Below are 19,093 nucleotides of genomic sequence, written 5' to 3'. Positions count from 1 at the left end.
GGAAGAGATTATGTTACAAAAATTTGGATTCACACAGTATGAAAGTAAAGTTTTTGAGGCTCTTACCGCCAGTTCTGCTCCACTTGACGCCTCAACCATTGTTAAACACTCAGGTGTTCCTAAGTCCAAAGTATATGAAGTATTAAATCGCTTAGTTGAAAAGGGATTACTTCTTACTTCATTTCAACAAAAGAAGAAGCTGTACTGCGCTCTTCCTTTGGAAACTACCATTGAGAAATTAACCTCAGAATTTGAATCTCATATTAAGGATTTAAAGGAAAGAAAGTTTTCACTGCCTCCTGGTGATGAGCAAGTGTGGTCACTGAAAAGCAAAAAGAGTATCGATGCTTTACTTTACAACAAAATAGAACGGGCAGAGCATTCCATTTATGTATCTGGATGGAGTAAAGACATAGGATCTCTCCTTCCTCTTCTAGAATCAAAAAGTACAAACGGTATTGACGTTGAGATGCTTTCAGTCGGGGCAATTAACTCCAAGCTTAATCAGCTGCACGTGCTTGAGCCGGCTGAAGGACATGAAGCATTAGAGCAGTACCAACTTATTGTTATAGATGAAGAAGATATTCTCTTTGCAGGGGTTGAAGAAGGGAACTGGCAGGGAATCACGACAAAATCTCGTCCTCTGGTTAAATGTTTCATTGAATTCTTTCAACATGATATCGCCCTGACGACGATTACCAAGAAATACGAACAAATCCTTATGGAAGATGAAGATATTAAGAAGCTCCTTATGAGACTAAGATATTAAGAAGCTTTATAAATAAAATCGAGTATAAAACCACAATGGTTTTATACTCGATTAGTTGTGAATAAGCATATGCCTTTTATACTTTTTCCACCACGTAAGCTTTTTTCTCTCGAAAATATTTCTCACCATTTTCAGAGGAATGCTCAAAGAACCCTTCAAATTTATCGGTAACTTTATACTCACGTTCCGGATCTGTAAAAAGCTGAGATTCATTATTAGCCAGCAGTACTACATCCGTCGTACTTACAAAACTGTCTAACTCTTTAGCAGAATAGTTCTTTCCTACTTCTACATTGTTTAATCGTTGTTGTGCCAATTGATCTACCACCTTTCCTAATAGAACGATTCCCACATTCGTTTACTATAAAACATGAGAAGAGGTTAGATAGGCAGTAATCGTTTACGGTATAAACGTATAATAAATTCAATAAATAAAGGAGTAAAGCGTTTTGGAAAATACCGTTTTTGATAGTAGCTGTAATATGCCTTCTTTAAATCAGACCAGTGGGGACACTCCTCTGATTGCGTGAAACGGACCACGTCTATAACCTTTATTTTATGATCTGGTGTCAAAATAATATTTTTCAGATGGGTGTCTGATGGATTCAACCCACATTTTCTAGCATAATCAAGGGCCTCGTCGACCATCGCTACCATAACCGGCGTAATAGAAACCCCGCTGACAAGGCAATCATAAAAGGTAATCCCTTGTAAGTACTCTAAGACTAAATAACCTTCTCCTGCTTCAATAAGCTCTGGATAATAAACATGATTTGCTAATTTGGCATAAATGGATGCTTCTTTAAATGCCAATTCTCTAAACTCTGTGTAGAATACTTTAACTGCAGCCGGCCGAACCCCATCCAGCTTGAATACTGCCGCGCTTCTTCCTTGGCCGATGAGTGTAAACTCTGCAGGAACACCTTTTACCTTATGATCAACAAACCGAACACCCTGAACTAATTCAGCAATGCTTTTTGTTTTCATGTTCATCCCCTCTAAAGAGCTTCTTTTAATTCATTATATCAAAATTTCCTTGATTTAACTTAATTTTAATTTAAAAAGAAAACAGCTAAAGAAGAGGATGCAAAAAGCCGCTGACAAGGTGTAGTCAGCGGCTTATTATTACAAGTCGTGATCTGAATGCTGGTTCTGGCGGCTGTGATTGGCCTGCTTTACTTTATGCGAGCCCTTCAATTTTTCCCCATACTCTTGCTGTGGGCTTTGGGGCAGGTCTGGTTGGTCTTTTTGTTTAGGTCCCTTTCTTCTATTTGTCACAGTATTCCCTCCTTTATCAGTGCTTAGTTTTTGATAACGAATGACAAAATATTCTTATTCACCTTAAACCAACTGTTTAGAAATCATTAAATATAACTAAGAGCAAGATAAATTATTCTGGTTCTTTATATCCCTTGACATTGATAATCATTATCAATTAAAATGAAAAAAACGCGTAAAGAGGTGAAGGATTTATGCATCAGCCTTTAATAGTTACAGAAACTTTCGATCACATTTTTAATGCGGCCTACTCTCAGCTTACACACACAATTTCTTTTAATAAGTTCGAAACCATTTCACTTAACGGAACTCCTCATTATATTGAACCGCTTGGGTGGTACGTCCCTTTGATCAGCAATAATTCATCATTTCACATGTCTTCAGCTAAGTTGGAGGAATATTATGAGCAGGGATTCGTAACTACTTATGATGATCTTGTATTAAAAAAGAATTATTGTCAGTTTAAAGTCAATCAATCTTTAGATTTAAATGAAAAAAATTACTTCACAAAATATGCTGCTCAATTAAATGATACAGAACTTCTCCTTCAAGAGTATGAGAAAAGCAGAACCCCCGTTGCCAATTAAGGGGCATTGAAAAACTAATGATGAAATGTATAAATAAGTACAGTAAAAAGGTAGAACGCGCCTAATATAATAGGTGCTCTTCTACCTTTTTGTCTTATAAGCCATTTTTCAGTGGCTTCCGATTACACCCGCTGTTTTTTTATTTTTCCTCTTTCTTTTTTATCTCTTCTCCTTGGTGGCTGATTAAATGGCCATCTTTATCAACTTGATCAATCTTAACATCATACGTGCCTTCCGTGAAGGTATCCGACACTTGTTCATGTGTATCCGCTAAACCCTTAGACGTTTCATCTTTGCGCTTATAGTCAGATGCTTCGTACTTTCGGTCACCGATTGTCTTTCTATTTTGTTTTTCCACACCAACACCTCCTCCTACTTTATTTATTTGCAAAATACCAACGAATAAACATATTCGATTATTCGAATAGAATATTGTATAATACCCTGAATTTCTGAAACCCCTGCGACAGGTTTATCGTATAGAGAAATAATACGAACTATGGAGGGATTTACTATTGGCACACTTATTATCATCCTTGTCAGCATTGTTGTGTGTGTAACGATTATTATGGTGCCTGTACAAATTCGATATTTAAAAGGGATAAAAGAAGAGATTGAACAAAAAAATATTTCTCAGGAGAAATATTTTGACCAAATGCCTGTTCAGGAGGAAATCCTTCACGCTAATTCGCAAATCCACCCTTTCTTTATTCCTGCTAATATAATTGCATGGTTATGGTTAAAGATAAAGAAAGAAGTGTAATGCTTTTGAATAAAGTTTACAGCTTATACTCCATACTATCACCAGGAGGTGGCTTGAATGAGTAAGAAAAGTAATGCTGATAAAAGTAAAAAACCTAAAACAGTAAATACCCAGGGGCTGTCAGAAGATACGACTGATCAGCAGCCCGACTCACAGCTGGAACAATCTGCAAAGAAACACAACAAAAGAGTTTAGAAAGCTGACTAAAATAAGTCAGCTTTTTTCGTGAATTTGTTGTTAACAAAAGAAGCAGCCTGATCTAAATCATAGGTTTGGTAAATCATTTGCGCCAACCTGACAGGGTCTCCAAAGAAAAAACGTTCATATAACGTCTGTCTGGAACCAAAGCTGCTCATACACAAGTCAAAAGCCAGTTGAAAGAGCTGAACCCTATCTTTTCCTTCCACTTCGAAGCCTTGCATATAGTGATTAAGCTTAGGACCTATAGGGGAATTAAATTGGTTCTCATCCGGCAGGTTTATCATCCCGCTCGCACCGAGGAGCTGTATGATTTCTGTAAATCGAGGATAATAATCTTGAAACTGATTCACAGCTACATACAAGGGCATTCTTGCTGGCAATAGTACTTCATGTTCATTAACTTCGGCTTGAGTCTCTGCAGCTGAAAGCAAAGCTTTTGTGCTTTCTAGCCCTTTTATAATTTCAGTCACTTTGCTTTGTACGTGCTGGAATTCATTAATGTTGATTGTATCTACTATTAATTTTGCAATTCCAAGAATAAATTCTGTTTTTATTACTTGTCTGCAAACTATTTGATGAAGATTAAACGGTATGAAATTTCCGAGCTTATAAAAATCATTTGCTGTCTTAATGTTGTCGTAAAAAAACACACGATCCCAGGGAACTAGAACATTATCAAAAATCACCATACTATCCATTTCTTCAAAACGTGAACTAAGAGGAGAATTATAATTAGAATAGTCGTGAATTAAAGATTTACGGCAGACAAATTTCAGGCCTTCTGTGTTACTGGGAATAGAAAAAGCAAAAGCATGAGAGGGGTCCTGGATACCGGGAGCTGAAAAAACTATAATTTCATCTGTCATTCCACCTTGAGTTGCCAGCAGCTTTGCTCCTTTTATGACTATACCTTCTTCAATCCTTTGAACCACACGTGCATTTGTTGTATCTTCGTTTAAATAGTGAAGGGTTGAACGATTAGTCTGGGGATTAATAAATGTGTGAGTGAAAGATAAATCCTTAGATACGGCAAATTCATAAAAATCCTTTAAGTGATCTGGAAAACAATTAGCTTGATTTTCCAGTAAATGAGCAGAACTGACAAAAGCAGCCAGAGCGGTGTTCATGTAATCAGGACTTCTTCCCATTAGTCCACCGGTGTGTCTTGCCCATGTTTGAATCATTTCTCTTCGTTTTTCTAAGTCTTCTTTTGTTCTAGGAATTAAATACGAAGCACCTATGATTTCCCCCTTGTATAGACCTGTCATTTTTTCTTTTAGATCTTCACGATGTTGAAGATCATATAGCTCGGCCTGACTTTTCATGACACCTTTAAACGCGGCATGTTCTGAAACAGCACCGTTTACTTTCTCCCCTGAAATCCATATTTCAGAGTTCAATTTGTTAATTCGTTCTAAGTACTCAGACCCTGTTATTATCGACATTATTCCCACCCTGCCTTCTATACAATTTGAATAGTATAGTTTATGGCTGGGCGTATGAATGGTGCCTGAGTAATTGAAGTCAGAGGATGACTTTTGAGGAATTTTAATTATCATCAGTACAGGGGCAAACCTTTTAATCCCTTGTTTCTAAAAAAGCCCCCCTGGCTTGGCAGAGAGGAACTTTCCTAACCTCTGACCAGTCAAAAGGGGGCCGCTGTTGATTCGACTTAATGAAATCAAGCACATTTCATTTATATCAACCAGACATAATTTTAAGATTTTACAGTATTACTTTTAAATTGATCGGCCTCCGTGGATCCTTTAAGAGCTGTAGTCGAAGAAGTCCCCCCTGTGATAACTTGGGCCACCTCATCAAAATAGCCTGTGCCTACCTCGCGCTGATGTCTCGTTGCTGAATATCCATATTGTTCACTTTCAAATTCGTTTTGCTGAAGTTCAGAATATGCTTCCATCCCCCGCTCTTTGTATTGTCTTGCAAGTTCAAACATGCCGTGATTTAAAGAATGGAATCCAGCGAGAGTAACAAACTGGAACTTATATCCCATAGCTGCCAGCCGCTCCTGGAATTCAGCTATAGTTTGATCGTCTAACTTGCTCTTCCAATTAAATGACGGAGAACAGTTATATGCCAGCAATTTCCCAGGAAATTCTGCATGAATCGCGTCTGCAAATTTCTGAGCTTCTTCAATATTGGGTTCTGAGGTTTCACACCAGATCAAATCTGCATAAGGAGCATATGCCAGCCCTCTGGCAATAGCCTGGTCTATACCCGCTGTTGTTTTGTAAAATCCTTCTGCTGTACGTTCTCCAGTTATAAATTCATGATCTTCAGGATCCATGTCGCTTGTAATTAAATTAGCTGCATTTGCATCCGTTCTGGCAATGATGATCGTAGACACTCCCATTGTATCTGCCGCGAACCTTGCGGAAATAAGATTACGTACTGCCGTTTGAGTGGGCAGGAGTACCTTACCACCAAGATGTCCGCATTTCTTTTCGGATGAAAGCTGATCTTCAAAGTGAACTGCAGCTGCCCCCGCCTCTATCATACCCTTCATAAGTTCAAATACATTCAACTGTCCGCCGAAACCTGCCTCTGCGTCTGCTACAATCGGAGCAAACCAGTCAATTTCCTCTTTCCCTTCCATGTGGCAAATTTGATCAGCTCTTTGAAGGGCTTGATTAATTCTTCTTACCACCTGTGGTACGCTGTTAGCGGGGTACAGGCTCTGGTCTGGATACATGTGACCGGAAAGGTTGGCGTCTGCTGCTACCTGCCAGCCGCTCAAATAAATCGCTTTAAGTCCAGCTTTCACCTGCTGCATAGCCTGATTACCGGTCAAAGCCCCCAACGCATGTACATAATCCTCCTTATGTAGAAGGTTCCAAAGCTTTTCTGCTCCATGTTCAGCTAACGTATGCTGAATATCAATCGAACCCTTCAGCCGAATTACATCTTCAGGTTCATAAGGCCTTACAATTCCTTCCCACCGCTCATTGTCTGACCAATCCTTACGCATTCTTTCGATTCGTTCTTTTTTCATATTAAATTCCTCCTTAAATGTATGTGTTAATGATTTCAGGGTATCTCTCCCCGTAGTCTGTACTTTTGATCCTTTACCTTCATCTTTTCCTAACATCTTCCGCATTGGTATATTCCATGAAATACTTTAACATGGTACAAATTACGCCCACATGGACGGTTCAAGTCCCAATGCGCCCATCACTTACTTATTGTTCCATAAATTTCTTTGCATCCTCACCAGTCATTCTTTACTGTAATTTGTACATCTGTATATAGTTTTATTGATTTCCTAAGATTCAATATTGTCTTTGACGCTCTAGAAAGACTAGAGCGTCCTTAGTTGTTATCTCTTCAATTCTTTCTAACAATTCTCCAGTAATTGAAACTCCCGCTAATACCCTCTTCATTCATAACCCACCACCGTTGTTATATATTAACACAAAAATAAACCCGATGTTATATAACAGAGAGACTAAAAAAATTACTCTTCTTTCTTAGAAAGACAACGATTACATTCCATCATATACGTATAATTACCGCCTTCTACTTCTGTACCACACTGTGGGCAGGGTACCCCGACATTTCTTCGCGTTTGATTTGTTTTCATGATTTCTCCTCCTTTTTATATAACAGAAGTACATTTAACTAACTGTTATAAAACAGTGTACGATGCTAACTCTAGAATTGCAACCCCTATTTTATAATTTTTTGAATTTTTGATTAGTAAGCCTATTTTATTAATTTAGAAAATCCTTCTAGAAGAGCCTTTATAGGTTTTGATACAAAGAAAAAAACCCACCATTGATGGCAGGCTCGATTTAGTCATGATTTACTTAAAGATTTGATTTATCTTTTCTGCTTCATCAGCGGATAATTCCAAGTTGAGTGTTCGCAGGTTATCAACTACCTGCTCTTTACGTTTAGTCCCTGGGATAATTGCATCAATAGAGTCCCGGGTCAAATACAAGGCAAGTACAAGATGAGAAACTTCTGCTCCTTTTTCTCTTGCGATCCCCCGTATCTGGTCTACTTTTTTAAGGTTACGCTTAAATTCCTCTCCTTGGTGCAAGACCAATTGGGTTAACTGCTATATTTGACTTTCCAAGCCTGGCGAGTTTGTGCATAAATTCATCAATTTCTTAGGAATTAGTAACACAATACCTTACCACGATTTGGATAAAACAAACATTTAACTATGTAAATGACTCAGGTCGTTGAATACTTCTATGTTCCACTTCTTTCCTTCCAGCACCAAAATAGTTAAAGAAGTGTTGCCTAACGATTCCTCGATTTCTTCTCCTGTCAATTCTCCAATTAAATGCTTTAAAAAAGAGCCATGACTGACAACGAGAATGCTTTCATTTACGTGCTGATCGGTCACATCTGTCAAAAAATCAAGCGCCCTCTCTAGAGCTTCCTCCTTTTTCTCAATCCCGAGTTCCAATTCCCGCCAGTTTTCTCCCCATTTCTTAACACGCTCAGTTTCAGTTGTTCCTTCAATTTGACCCCCGCCAAGCTCACGTAATCTTCTATCAAGATTTAATCTGTCCATTACCCCCTCATCAACGAGGGTTTGAGCAGTTTGCCGGGCTCGGCTCAAATCACTGCTGTAAATACAGGACCAGGATGCACTATCCATTTTTTGGGCTAAGGCAAATGTATCTGCCCGACCATATTCATCAAGTGGAACATCGTAATGACCCTGGGCCCTGCCTTCTTTATTCCAGGAAGTACTACCATGTCTAATAAAACCAATTCTCATACTGGACCTCCTCTTTTTCTACATTTTACCATAAGGAAAACCCTTGCCGGAGCAAGGGCTTACTTTTTCCATAACGCAAGTACGTTTTTGACCTTTCCATATTCTGAAGCATGAGGACGGTCATCGCCATCACCATATCCGTAGTCCACCATCCGGTTACGGTTTAAGCAGAGCTTAGTAAATTCTTCTTTAAAGAAATCAAAGGTTTCAAACCGTTCTTTAAGGTGAGGGAATTTACTTTGATATGCATGAATCGCATTGGCGAGTTTATTCCAAAAATGTTTTTCTTCCATTAGGTTATGATTATCCATAATACGGGCTAAATATCTTAGATGACATATAAACAAGCCTGTAAAAATAAATTGCGTCAGGCCTTCAGGCGGCTCGCTTCGCAGCACACTTTTAATCTCATCTGTCAGTCCCTCTAATTCTTTAAAAGGCTGATCACTTATATTTACATCATCAACGAAATCTTTGACAGCTAGACGATGCGGCTGAGAGTCCTTTAATATGAGGATTGTATTTTGACCATGCGGGGAAAACACAGTGCCATACTGATAAAGAAAATGTAACAGTGGATCCATTACAATCTTGAAAAATTTCTCCATCCACTCTTCTTCTGCTAAGGTTGAATTTTCTATTAAGCTTTGTATATAAGGCTTTCCCTTCTTATCGATATGAAGGAGAGCTGCCAGAGTGATTGCCTGCTCTCCTTCTTCAAGATAGCTGTATATGCTTTCCCGCCAAATCACACCAAGCATTTCAAGGTATTGATAAGGTGCATTCTTCAATTGATCGTAATATTTGTGAGGGACATTAATACTTGCCACCTCCCCTGGAAGAATAACTCGGCACTCCTCCTTTAAAAAAGAGTCTCTTTCATATATTCCCTTAATAAATTCAGTAATTTGAGGAGCAATCAGCGTACGCTCTGCAGGTAACCCTCTGTAGACCAGTGTATTTAAAATGCTCATCGGTATTTTCACATGCTTTTTTAATGGATGATCCTGATTTACAAATGTCCGTATCGATTGCTGGGGCAGATAGTGATCTTCGCCTGTACCTAAAGGAATAATTAAGGACTGGGCCAAATCATCAGGATACTGTTGGATAATCACATTTTTCCACTGCCACTCATGAATCGGTATCAAAAAATAATCCTTTACAGCAGCATCATGTGCTTGAATCTGGTTCCAGAAGTCTTCAATTTCTTGATCGCTGAGTTCTTCTTGAATAATGTGATTGTAAGAGAGACCTTCTACAGATTGGAAGCTTGCCGTCTTCTTATGAACAGCAAGCCATAATAATCTCACAGAGTTCTGCCTCTCAGGTGCATAATTCAAATAATCATCATACCCAAAGCCAATCCGTCCTTTATTATAAGTGATCCAGGGATGTCCCGACATCTCCCCTTCTAATTGCGCATAATCCTGCATGATTAAACGATCCGAAGAAGTGGAATTGTCTTTCAGCTGGTGCGCGTCCGCCAGAAGCGTATGATTTAACTCTTTCACTAAATGTCCAGCCGTTTCAGCAGACATGCCAATTAAGGGCTGGACGTCTAATAAAAATTCAATGGCACTTACCGCTTTTCTCTCCTTCTGTCCTTCAACAATCATAATGGATCGTGCATCTACCTGATAACTGTCAAAATAATGGGATTTTGCGTTGTATCTATAATATTTTTCTGATGTTATTGTCAGCTGATACTCTGCCCAAACCGCTTCATTTAATTTATTAGGATGGAGCATATCTTCATACATATATTCAGAAATCATTTTTGCCAATAATTCCTGATTTACTTTCGTCCATTCATTTTGCTCCAATACCGAATTGATTGTTTCAGCGTATAACATGTGTACCCTTCCTTCTATTAGCTTTTTGAATACCAAAGGTTTGAAATACATAGTCTTCCTGGATAGGAAAGACCTCTCTTCCTGCGATGCTGTTAATAATTACACTATTTCGATAGGCTCCCAGGCCTAGATCGGGTGCTCCTACTCCATGAGTGTGCATTTCACCGTTTTGAATGTAGATATTCGCCTCCAACCCACTTCTTATTACATAATTCTCTTCCACCTCGTATCTACCATGCTGATCCCAATGAAAATGACAGCTGATAGGTGAAAGAAAATCTGGTACAGCCGGCTTATAGCCTGTACCTAAAATAACTGCATCACTGTGTCGTTGGAAGTTGTCTCCGTTAATAAGATGTCTTCCTGCGATTTTCCATACCGTATCCTGGCATTCAATATGTTCAATCTCCGACATAGCCTGAAGTCTGGTGTTCATTTGTTTATCCCCGACCGTTCCTTCATATAAAGAATCATAGATTTCTGAGATAGTTTCAGCACTGATGCCTTTATAAAGTAAATCCTGGCTATTTAGGAGCTCATCTTTTTTGGATTGTGACAGCTGATAAAAGAACCGAGTGTAGTCCGGCGAAAAATGTTCAAGCCCAAGCTTTGAATACTCCATTGGAAAGAATCCGTTTGATCGTGTATACCAATGGATATCGGCTTCTGTTCCTTTTTCTTTGATTACATCAAGAAAAATTTCTGCTGAACTTTGCCCAGAGCCGACAACTGTAATAGCTTCAGCTTGGTTAACAGTTTCTTTTTTGTATACATATTCAGAAGAGTGAAAAACGGATTCACCAAGCTGTGATTTTAAATGCTCGGGTACGAAAGGGACAGAACCTATCCCTATGGCAAGATTCCTGGTGTAATAGCTTTTTTCATTACCTCTTGCTAAGTTTTGAACAACAACTTGATAGATTTGCTCTCCGTTCCATTCATTCAAGTGCACTTCAACCACTTTACTGCCAAAATTACAATTTGACAGCCTGCGAGCAGCCCATTGACAATAATCATTGTATTCTTTTCTTGAAATATGGAATTTTTCTAAAAAATAAAAATGGTACATGCGGCCGTGTTCCTGTAAATAATTCAAAAAACTAAACTCACTTCTTACATCAGCTAAAGAGATCAGGTCTGCGAAGAAAGGCACCTGAAGTGTAGTTCCCTCAATCATCATCCCTGGATGCCAGTTAAAATCAGGTTCCTGTTCGAAAAACAATCCATCGACCTGCCCTGATTCTTCACTCATAGCAGCCAGACCTAAATTAAATGGTCCCAGTCCAACTCCTATTACATCATGCACGTGGGTCATCATGATTCCACCTCTTTTCAAATTCTTCTCTTTCACAAAACATCAGCATGGCTTTTTTATCTGGCAATATAATTTCTTTCACCTTATAGAATCCACATTTCTCAAAGACATGGATCATCTTCTCATTGCGGTGATCCGGCTCTGCAATGACTTTGTTCGTGTGCGCACACTTAAACTGAAAAGCAACCATCTCCCGGAGAAGCGGCAGAGCGAGTCCTTTACCCAGATAGGATGACTCCCCAATTAACAGGTGTATTCCCTGATCAAAAGGAGCAGGTTCATAGCAATTCTCTACTACGTCACCCCTCACCCAGTATGCCTCCCAATAACTCATCGGAATTCCATCTATAGAGCCTATATATAATGATTGATGAGTATCTTCTCGAGCTTTATGCATATGCTTCTTTAACACTTCTTCTGAATGGTTCAACTGCCAGAAAGGAATCACGTGGGGCTCGTGCATCCACCGATGAATCCTTGAGAAATCTTCTTCCATAGCAAAAGGTCTAAATGAAATTTCCTTATCTATTTCTTTATCCAATACACTATGTTTCATAAGAACCGACCTTACTGGCAAGAGGGTTGTCAACAGATGTATAAACAGACTGGTGTGCCAGTGATCCCTGTAATTCATCCATATCATGGAACCTCGTCAATAGATTCGCCTTACATGGAAGGCTGGATTCATTTAGTAAACTTCTAATTAATGGAGAATCCTGCTCATACTCTTGTAACCTCTCCCTCAATATATCAAGAAGTTCCCTTTCATTGACCAGTTCATTGCTCCCAAAGCTGTTGACTAACCCAAATAAATGGTTAAAGAAAAAGTAGTAACGGATTCGTTCGACTGCTATATTATCTGCGCAAATGGTATCACTCGATTGATTTAACGCAGGCAGGTATTTTTTTAGTTTCTCTGCTTTCGATTCACTAAAATAATAGCCCTGGTTATCTCGGTAATAGAATTCTTCCGGGTAGCCGCCTGACAGTCGGACTAAGGAGTTCTGCTGATGTGCTTCCAGTGCTAAACCATAAGTTTCGAATAACCAAAGCAACGGGTCTAACGAAAGGGATAAATATTGCTTAAACCAATCCTTACTCACTTCCTCTTTTGACCTTCCTTCTCGGCGGGCAAGACTCGTCACGATGGAGAACAGCCTTGACTGTCCTGAATCTATTTCTTCCTGGCAAAGTCCCGCAATTAGCGAAACTCCTTCTGTGTGACCTTCTTTAAAAGGATTTTGTCTCAAAACTGCATCGTAGGCAGTAGAAGAATGGTTCACTTTAAGCTTTAAATATGCTGGATCCTTTAATACGCGAAACTTCGGAAACTTATTCCTCAATTCAATCCCGAACTCCGTGTTTATTAATCTTGAGACCTCCACTCCCCGGTCTAGTTCTTTTTGAAGATTTCCTCTCAGTGAGTTTGTTATTTTTATAGGCAGTGAGAATTTAAACATATAGTCAGCCCGTTCATTATAAACCGTCCTAAACGAAGATGTCGCTTTAAATCTTGAACCCGCCGGTCCTAGATATACCAACTTGCCTTGAGTAATCAAATCTTTCACTTCTTGATTCTTAAGCATGTCCTTCGCTTGCAGAGGATGAACAGGAAGTAATGAATAGTCTGCTTCGATCGTTTCCTTAAGCCAGTTGTCGTTAACCTCAGGATCGTTCGATAATTGGTCGACCACCTCTTGTGAGGCTGATTGATCAAGAGACGAATCTTGAATCACGACATCATTTTTTGCTTTAAAATAATGAAGCTGGAACTCCCCTTTAAGTTCCGGCGAATACAATTCATCTTCCTTTTCAGACAACCCTTGCCGGCTTTTGGGAGTTGGATGCATGAGGTGTCCAAGCAATAATGACTGCTCTGCATCAATGTAATGAAAGGTGGGATCCATTAATTCTTCCTGATCAGACTGCCTGTTCTCAATTATGTCATTTATTTTTTGACAGCTTAAAATGACACGGAGCATTAGTTCATCTTCGGCATCATTACGGTTATTTTCAATGGCCAGCTCCTTTATTATGGTGGAAACAAGTGTGATATAATCCAGCTTTATAAGTGAACCCATTTTTCTTAAGTAAATGGGAAATTTGAATTTATGTCTTCCGGTTTCAGACCAGTATTCAACAGGAGCAATAATGATTTCCTTCAGGTTCGATAAATATGATTCAACGGTTCTTATATTTTCTCCTTCATCTGCAAACCTGACATTTCCCGTTTCTCTTAAATAACAATTGAGGAAGGCTTGCATTGAAGCTTCCTCTGCTAAGTTCTTTAAGTTCTTCATATTAAGACCCTCCTCTTATCTACTTCCTGGATTCCTAACTCTATTATTCTTTTAAAAATTGCTTTTATGTCTGACAAGCTGGTTCTGGGGTTAAGCAGTGTCAGCTTAAGGTATACATCGTTATTTACTTTTGTTTTCGCTGCAAATGCTGCACCCTCGTATAACAATTTCTGCTGAATGACCCGATTCATCTGATTAAGCTCAGATTTAGAGATTTCTTCTGCCGTAAAACGGAAGAGCACGGTATTAAGTTCAGGATTCCGGTTCACTCCCTCTAGTTCTTTTACTGCTTCAATCTCATCAGCCGCCTGCTGGGCAATAACAAAAGTATGGTCAATCATCTTTTGAAATCTCTCTATTCCCACTACTCTCAAGGAGGTCCACAGTTTAAGAGCGTCAAACCTTCTCGAAGTCGCAACAGTTTTATTGACTAAATGAGGGATTCCCTCTTCTTCGTCTTCTTTAGGATTTAAATAATCCGCATGATGATTAAGATATTTAAAACAGGATTGATCGTTAATAAGAAAGGCTCCACAGCTGATAGGCTGATAAAATAATTTATGAAAATCTACAGTAATTGAATTTGCTTCCTGAATTCCTTTGAGCTTTTCCCTATGAGAGTGACTTAAAATAAGAGCTCCCCCATATGCTGCATCTACATGAAACCAAAGATTGTTTTCTTTTGAAAAATCAGCTAGTTCCTTCAATGGGTCGATGCTTCCAAAATCTGTCGTCCCACATGTACCTACTAAAGCGAAAGGTAAGTCCCCGTTATTTTTAAGATGTTTGACTTTAGTCTTCAAATCAGTAAAGCACATCCGGTGATCTTCGTCTGTTTCTATAAGCACTACCGCTTCTTCACCAAGACCCAGCTGAGCGGCAGACTTTTTCACAGTGAAATGGGCCTCTTTGGAACATAGAATCTTCAGGCGGGATGAGTGTGAAGGAAGTCCTTCTTTCTGTACATCGTGTCCAAATTCTCGTTCACAATAATAGTCTCTCGCCAGTAGCAGCCCCATATAATTTGACTGAGTCCCACCGCTTGAGAAGACACCATCAGATTGTTCTCCTAACTGAAATTGATCAATAAGCCAATGAATCATCTTTTCTTCTACAAAGCCGGCAGCTGGACTTTGATCCCATGAATCCATTGATTGATTAAACACAGAGAGAATTAATTCTGCTGCAACCCCAGGCAGTAACGGAGGACAATGTAAATGTCCTACCGCTTGTCTGTGATTGACATGTATACTGTGATTCATAACTGATTGATCAAGTTCTTTAAGAAAGTGAGGCAGATGGTCCCCCTTGCAGCTTGCCTGCTTTAGAGCCTCTACTTCCTGCTTCACTTCTGCTGGGGATTTTCCGTTATATGGTTTGGTTTGTTCCATTTGAAAGTCAATTAGCTGGTTAGTTACAGCTTCCATCATTTCTTCGAATGCTTTAATCCCTGACTGACCACTATGAAAAAACAAATCTTCAAAAGATTGGTCGTTATCTTCTTGTAAGGTTTTGGATTTGACGTGCATTATTCGGCTCCTTCCCCTTCTACCGCATGTAGAATGGATTCTCTTAATATTTCAGCTACTTCGTCAGCCTGTTCTTCAGAAATAATTAGAGGTGGCAGAATTCTAATTACGCATCCATGTCTTCCTCCTACCTCTACGATTAGTCCCCGCTTAAGGCACTCAGCCTGTATAGAGCTTGCTAGCTCTGGATTAGCCGGACGACTCCCATTCTTATCCGGTGAATACTGGCTCTTAACCATTTCCACCCCGATCATTAATCCTCTGCCTCGAACTTCACCTACCTCAGGAGTATAAGCTTGGACTTGTGTCAAAGCTTCCATTAACCGGTTCCCTATTGCATCGGCATGCTCAATCAGCCGTTGCTCCTTTATATATTTCATCGTTGCATTTCCAGCTGCCATAGCCATTTGGTTCCCTCTAAATGTTCCGATATGGGCTCCTGGCTGCCATTGATCCAATGATTGATCATAAATGACTACAGAAAGAGGCAGGCTCCCTCCTATAGCTTTAGAGGAAACAATAACATCAGGAACGATGTCTGCATGTTCAAAGGCGAAGAACTTGCCCGTACGTCCGATGCCGGTTTGTATTTCATCAATAATCAAAGGTATACCTCTCTCTTCCGTAATTCTTCTCATTTCTTTTAACCATTTAATATCCGCAGGAATAGATCCGCCTTCTCCCTGTACTACTTCTAAAATCATAGCTGCCGGCGGCAGAATACCGCTCTCTGGATCATCTAACATATTCTCAATATATTGACTGCTTATTTGATGGGACTGTTCACCTCCGAAGCCAAAAGGGCAGCGGTATTCGTAAGGATAAGGCATAAAATAAGTATCCGGCATTAAATTATTCACCTTCTCCTTTGGACCGAGAGTTCCGCTGATTGCCATCGTTGCATGGGTTGACCCGTGATATCCCCCGTGGAAGGTGAGAATTCCTCTTCTTCCTGTTGCTGTTTTCACTAATTTCAGTGCTGCTTCTATCGCATCTCCTCCAGTAGGTCCGCAAAACTGAATTTTCGCCCTGGCGGCTAACTTTTGGGGAAGATTAGAAAACAGCTCATCGACAAAATCTTCTTTTACTTGAGTAGTAAGGTCTAAAGTGTGTAATGGAAGCTGGCTGTTTAATACTTCCTGCATCGCTTTCACGATAATAGGATGATTATGGCCGAGAGCGAGTGTACCCGCACCGGCAAGGCAGTCATAATAAGTTTTTCCGTCCATATCAGTAACATATATTCCATTTGCTTTCTCAATCGCAATCGGAATTCTGCGAGGATATGATCTTGCATTTGATTCCCGGAAAGATTGGGATTGTAATAATGTTTCGTTTGCTGCAGATATATTTAGTGTCACTTGAAATCTCCCTTTCTAAATGAAAATGATTATCAATTGATTTGCAACTCTAGCTTAATTGATAATGATTTTCATTGTCAATGATACTTGTGTCTCACTTGTTAATTTAAGCTCATTGATTCACTCTGGTTTATTAGGCATATTCAGCTATTGTTATCAATCGTTACTTAATCTGACTTTCCACCCCATAAAAAAAGAAACGCCGGTAACAGCGTCCCTGATCAGTGCTTGAATATGATGTTAACTGTAATATTCACGGTGTCTTTATAACTAAACTCGTTCATAGAAAGATGAGCTTTTAAAATTCTTCAAGCTGTCTGGAAAATCGGCAATTTTATGCATTGGTCTTTCGGCTGCTGATAAAAAAACTATTTGTTCACACGTTGATTTTCAAACCTTATTAATTTTGCAGGAGGCTTGCTTGCTCAGCCATAATGCCAAAATTGTCCCTCTAAAGGTATAAAAAAAGCTTGCAGAGAAAACATAGGTTTCTCTGCAAGCTGAAGGGTTTTTTAGTTGTTTATTAATCTAAATCAAGGTCAGTTACTGCACCTTTGGCTGATGAAGAAACAAGTCGCGTATATTTGGCAAGCATACCTGTTTTATGCTTCGGTTCAGGCCGCACCCATTCCTTCCGTCTTTGTTCAAGCTCTTCATCTGTTACATCAAAATTAATCTGCTGTGTTTCACTATCGATCGTAATGGTGTCGCCTTCTTTTAATAAGCCTACAGGACCGCCTGCAGCAGCTTCGGGAGCAACGTGACCGATTACAAAACCATGAGAACCGCCAGAAAAACGACCGTCTGTAAGAAGAGCTACTTTTCCTCCGAGCCCTTTACCTACAATCATTGCTGTAATAGAGAGCATCTCAGGCATGCCGGGTCCTCCTTTAGGACCCACGTTGCGAATGACGACCACATCTCCTTCTTTTACCTGATTTTCAACAATTGCTGTCGTCGCTTCCGCTTCACTGTCAAACACACGAGCAGGACCTTCAAAACGACTGGCCTTCTGTCCGGACATTTTAGCTACTGCGCCCTCTGGTGCCAGATTTCCTTTAAGTAGGACTAACGGACCATTTGGCTTAATCGGCTTATCAAAAGGTACAATTACCTTCTGTCCTTCTTTTAAAGACTCGGCCTCTTGTAAATTCTCAGCCAGCGTTTTTCCTGTAACCGTCAGACAATCGCCATGAAGCAGTCCTTCTTCCAATAGGACTTTCATTACAGCTGGTACACCGCCTGCTTCGTAAAGGTCCTGCATCACATATTTTCCACTTGGCTTCATGTCAGCAAGGTGAGGAACATTCTGACGTACACGTTCGAAATCATCCAGAGATAAATCTACCCCGGTAGAATGAGCCATAGCCGTTAAATGTAAAAACGCATTAGTAGAACCGCCTAAAGCCATTACAACAGTGATTGCATTTTCAAATGCCTTTTTCGTCATAATATCGCGCGGATATATCCCTTTTTCGAGAAGCTCAACGACCATTTCACCGGCTTGTTTACATTCTTGTTCTTTATAATCATTAACAGCTGGAGTCGATGATGAACCAGGAATACTCATTCCTAAAGCTTCTACTGCGGATGCCATTGTGTTAGCTGTGTACATGCCGCCACATGCTCCAGCTCCAGGACAGGCATTACATTCAACTTGATGCAGTTCTTCGTCATTGATATTACCTTCGTGGTATTGGCCGACAGCTTCAAAAGAAGAAACGATATCAATGTCTTTTCCTTTTAATTTACCTGGCTGGATCGTCCCGCCGTACACATACACGGAAGGAATATTCATTCGTCCGATTGCCATCAAGCATCCTGGAGTTGTTTTATCGCACCCGCCGATAGCTACTACACCGTCCAGGCGTTCTGCGTTGGAAACTGTTTCGATAGAGTCAGCGATAATCTCACGACTCGGGAGAGAATAATGCATGCCCTCGTGCCCCATGGCAATACCGTCAGACACCGTGATCGTATTGAAAATCATAGGAGCACCGCCATTACTGGATGCCCCAGACTTTGCTTCTTTAGCAAGGTCATCAATATGTACGTTACACGGTGTAACCTCGCTCCACGTGCTTGCTATACCAATCATCGGTTTTTTAAAGTCTTCGTCTTTAAAGCCTACAGCACGAAGCATGGAACGGTTCGGTACCCGGTTTACCCCTTCACTGATGACTTTACTTCTAATACGCAGATCTTTTTTCTCATCCATTAAGCTCATCCTTCCATATATAAGTGCATTCAAAGTAAAATTAAAGCTACTTACAATGATGATACAGATTTCGACTAAAGTTCGCAATCAATATTCTGAATATAGACAACTTTCTTTTAAATAAAGCGCTTACACAGGTTGATGTGCTGTAACTTTTTCCAGA

General features: G+C 39.8%; 20 protein-coding genes. 4 read left to right on the top strand and 16 right to left on the bottom strand.

The genetic code is table 11. The features are described from left to right. Positions 1 to 10: 10 nt before the first annotated feature. Complete coding sequence (locus LF822_RS14815; RefSeq protein ID WP_253924836.1) at positions 11 to 769, top strand: TrmB family transcriptional regulator; 759 nt, start codon at positions 11 to 13, stop codon at positions 767 to 769. A 76-nt stretch (positions 770 to 845) separates the two neighbouring features. Here the strand turns inward: LF822_RS14815 and LF822_RS14810 are convergent, their stop codons facing one another. The 3 genes from LF822_RS14810 to LF822_RS14800 form a co-directional block, all read right to left on the bottom strand. Next, positions 846 to 1,085, bottom strand: coding sequence for a hypothetical protein (locus tag LF822_RS14810; protein WP_253924835.1), 240 nt, complete (start codon positions 1,083 to 1,085; stop codon positions 846 to 848). Positions 1,086 to 1,150: 65 nt separating this feature from the next. Continuing rightward, entirely contained in the window at positions 1,151 to 1,756 is a 606-nt protein-coding gene (locus tag LF822_RS14805; protein ID WP_253924834.1) for a serine/threonine protein kinase, read from the bottom strand. Between the two features lie 138 nt (positions 1,757 to 1,894). Next, positions 1,895 to 2,047 (bottom strand): small acid-soluble spore protein P, encoded by a 153-nt coding sequence (locus LF822_RS14800; RefSeq protein ID WP_253924833.1) that lies wholly within the window; start codon positions 2,045 to 2,047, stop codon positions 1,895 to 1,897. A 194-nt stretch (positions 2,048 to 2,241) separates the two neighbouring features. On the opposite strand from LF822_RS14800, the gene LF822_RS14795 reads away from it, so the two are divergent. After that, positions 2,242 to 2,634: a hypothetical protein gene (locus tag LF822_RS14795; protein ID WP_253924832.1), complete on the top strand. Its 393-nt coding sequence runs from the start codon at positions 2,242 to 2,244 to the stop codon at positions 2,632 to 2,634. 139 nt (positions 2,635 to 2,773) lie between these two features. Here LF822_RS14795 and LF822_RS14790 read toward each other — a convergent pair whose 3' ends face one another. Then, positions 2,774 to 2,992, bottom strand: coding sequence for a YozQ family protein (locus tag LF822_RS14790; RefSeq protein WP_253924831.1), 219 nt, complete (start codon positions 2,990 to 2,992; stop codon positions 2,774 to 2,776). Between the two features lie 141 nt (positions 2,993 to 3,133). Between LF822_RS14790 and LF822_RS14785 the strand changes: the two genes are divergently transcribed. Continuing rightward, positions 3,134 to 3,397: a DUF3949 domain-containing protein gene (locus LF822_RS14785; protein WP_253924830.1), complete on the top strand. Its 264-nt coding sequence runs from the start codon at positions 3,134 to 3,136 to the stop codon at positions 3,395 to 3,397. A 57-nt stretch (positions 3,398 to 3,454) separates the two neighbouring features. Then, positions 3,455 to 3,592, top strand: coding sequence for a hypothetical protein (locus LF822_RS14780; RefSeq protein ID WP_253924829.1), 138 nt, complete (start codon positions 3,455 to 3,457; stop codon positions 3,590 to 3,592). Positions 3,593 to 3,600: 8 nt separating this feature from the next. Here LF822_RS14780 and hpaB read toward each other — a convergent pair whose 3' ends face one another. The 12 genes from hpaB to ilvD form a co-directional block, all read right to left on the bottom strand. Further along, entirely contained in the window at positions 3,601 to 5,043 is a 1,443-nt protein-coding gene (gene hpaB, locus LF822_RS14775; RefSeq protein WP_253924828.1) for a 4-hydroxyphenylacetate 3-monooxygenase, oxygenase component, read from the bottom strand. Between the two features lie 272 nt (positions 5,044 to 5,315). Beyond that, positions 5,316 to 6,608 (bottom strand): isocitrate lyase, encoded by a 1,293-nt coding sequence (gene aceA / locus LF822_RS14770; RefSeq protein WP_253924827.1) that lies wholly within the window; start codon positions 6,606 to 6,608, stop codon positions 5,316 to 5,318. A 462-nt stretch (positions 6,609 to 7,070) separates the two neighbouring features. Next, positions 7,071 to 7,196 carry a hypothetical protein gene (locus LF822_RS22860; protein WP_256522090.1) on the bottom strand — a complete coding sequence of 42 codons (126 nt, stop codon included), beginning with the start codon at positions 7,194 to 7,196 and terminating at the stop codon, positions 7,071 to 7,073. Between the two features lie 222 nt (positions 7,197 to 7,418). Beyond that, a complete protein-coding gene (locus LF822_RS14765) occupies positions 7,419 to 7,664 on the bottom strand; it encodes an aldo/keto reductase (RefSeq protein ID WP_253924826.1) in 246 nt (81 codons plus the stop codon). A 114-nt stretch (positions 7,665 to 7,778) separates the two neighbouring features. Next, positions 7,779 to 8,351 carry a histidine phosphatase family protein gene (locus LF822_RS14760; protein WP_253924825.1) on the bottom strand — a complete coding sequence of 191 codons (573 nt, stop codon included), beginning with the start codon at positions 8,349 to 8,351 and terminating at the stop codon, positions 7,779 to 7,781. A 59-nt stretch (positions 8,352 to 8,410) separates the two neighbouring features. Then, positions 8,411 to 10,207 carry an IucA/IucC family protein gene (locus LF822_RS14755; RefSeq protein ID WP_253924824.1) on the bottom strand — a complete coding sequence of 599 codons (1,797 nt, stop codon included), beginning with the start codon at positions 10,205 to 10,207 and terminating at the stop codon, positions 8,411 to 8,413. Further along, positions 10,194 to 11,525 (bottom strand): lysine N(6)-hydroxylase/L-ornithine N(5)-oxygenase family protein, encoded by a 1,332-nt coding sequence (locus LF822_RS14750; RefSeq protein WP_253924823.1) that lies wholly within the window; start codon positions 11,523 to 11,525, stop codon positions 10,194 to 10,196. The genes LF822_RS14755 and LF822_RS14750 overlap by 14 nt, the downstream gene beginning before the upstream one ends. Next, positions 11,506 to 12,051, bottom strand: a complete 546-nt coding sequence (locus tag LF822_RS14745; RefSeq protein WP_371925928.1) for a GNAT family N-acetyltransferase — start codon at positions 12,049 to 12,051, stop codon at positions 11,506 to 11,508. Before LF822_RS14745 ends, LF822_RS14750 begins: the two co-directional genes overlap by 20 nt. 16 nt (positions 12,052 to 12,067) lie before the next feature. Beyond that, positions 12,068 to 13,822, bottom strand: a complete 1,755-nt coding sequence (locus LF822_RS14740; RefSeq protein ID WP_253924822.1) for an IucA/IucC family protein — start codon at positions 13,820 to 13,822, stop codon at positions 12,068 to 12,070. Beyond that, positions 13,819 to 15,351 carry a pyridoxal phosphate-dependent decarboxylase family protein gene (locus tag LF822_RS14735; protein WP_253924821.1) on the bottom strand — a complete coding sequence of 511 codons (1,533 nt, stop codon included), beginning with the start codon at positions 15,349 to 15,351 and terminating at the stop codon, positions 13,819 to 13,821. Before LF822_RS14735 ends, LF822_RS14740 begins: the two co-directional genes overlap by 4 nt. Further along, positions 15,351 to 16,712 (bottom strand): aspartate aminotransferase family protein, encoded by a 1,362-nt coding sequence (locus tag LF822_RS14730; RefSeq protein ID WP_253924820.1) that lies wholly within the window; start codon positions 16,710 to 16,712, stop codon positions 15,351 to 15,353. Before LF822_RS14730 ends, LF822_RS14735 begins: the two co-directional genes overlap by 1 nt. A 523-nt stretch (positions 16,713 to 17,235) precedes the next feature. Further along, positions 17,236 to 18,930, bottom strand: coding sequence for a dihydroxy-acid dehydratase (gene ilvD, locus LF822_RS14725; RefSeq protein WP_253924819.1), 1,695 nt, complete (start codon positions 18,928 to 18,930; stop codon positions 17,236 to 17,238). Between the last annotated feature and the right edge of the window lie 163 nt (positions 18,931 to 19,093).

The sequence above is a fragment of the Halobacillus sp. A5 genome, assembly GCF_024189315.1.
Lineage (GTDB): Bacteria > Bacillota > Bacilli > Bacillales > Halobacillaceae > Halobacillus_A.
The sequence above is the reverse complement of the archived record's forward strand: the minus strand, read 5'-3'. Positions and strand labels throughout refer to the sequence as shown.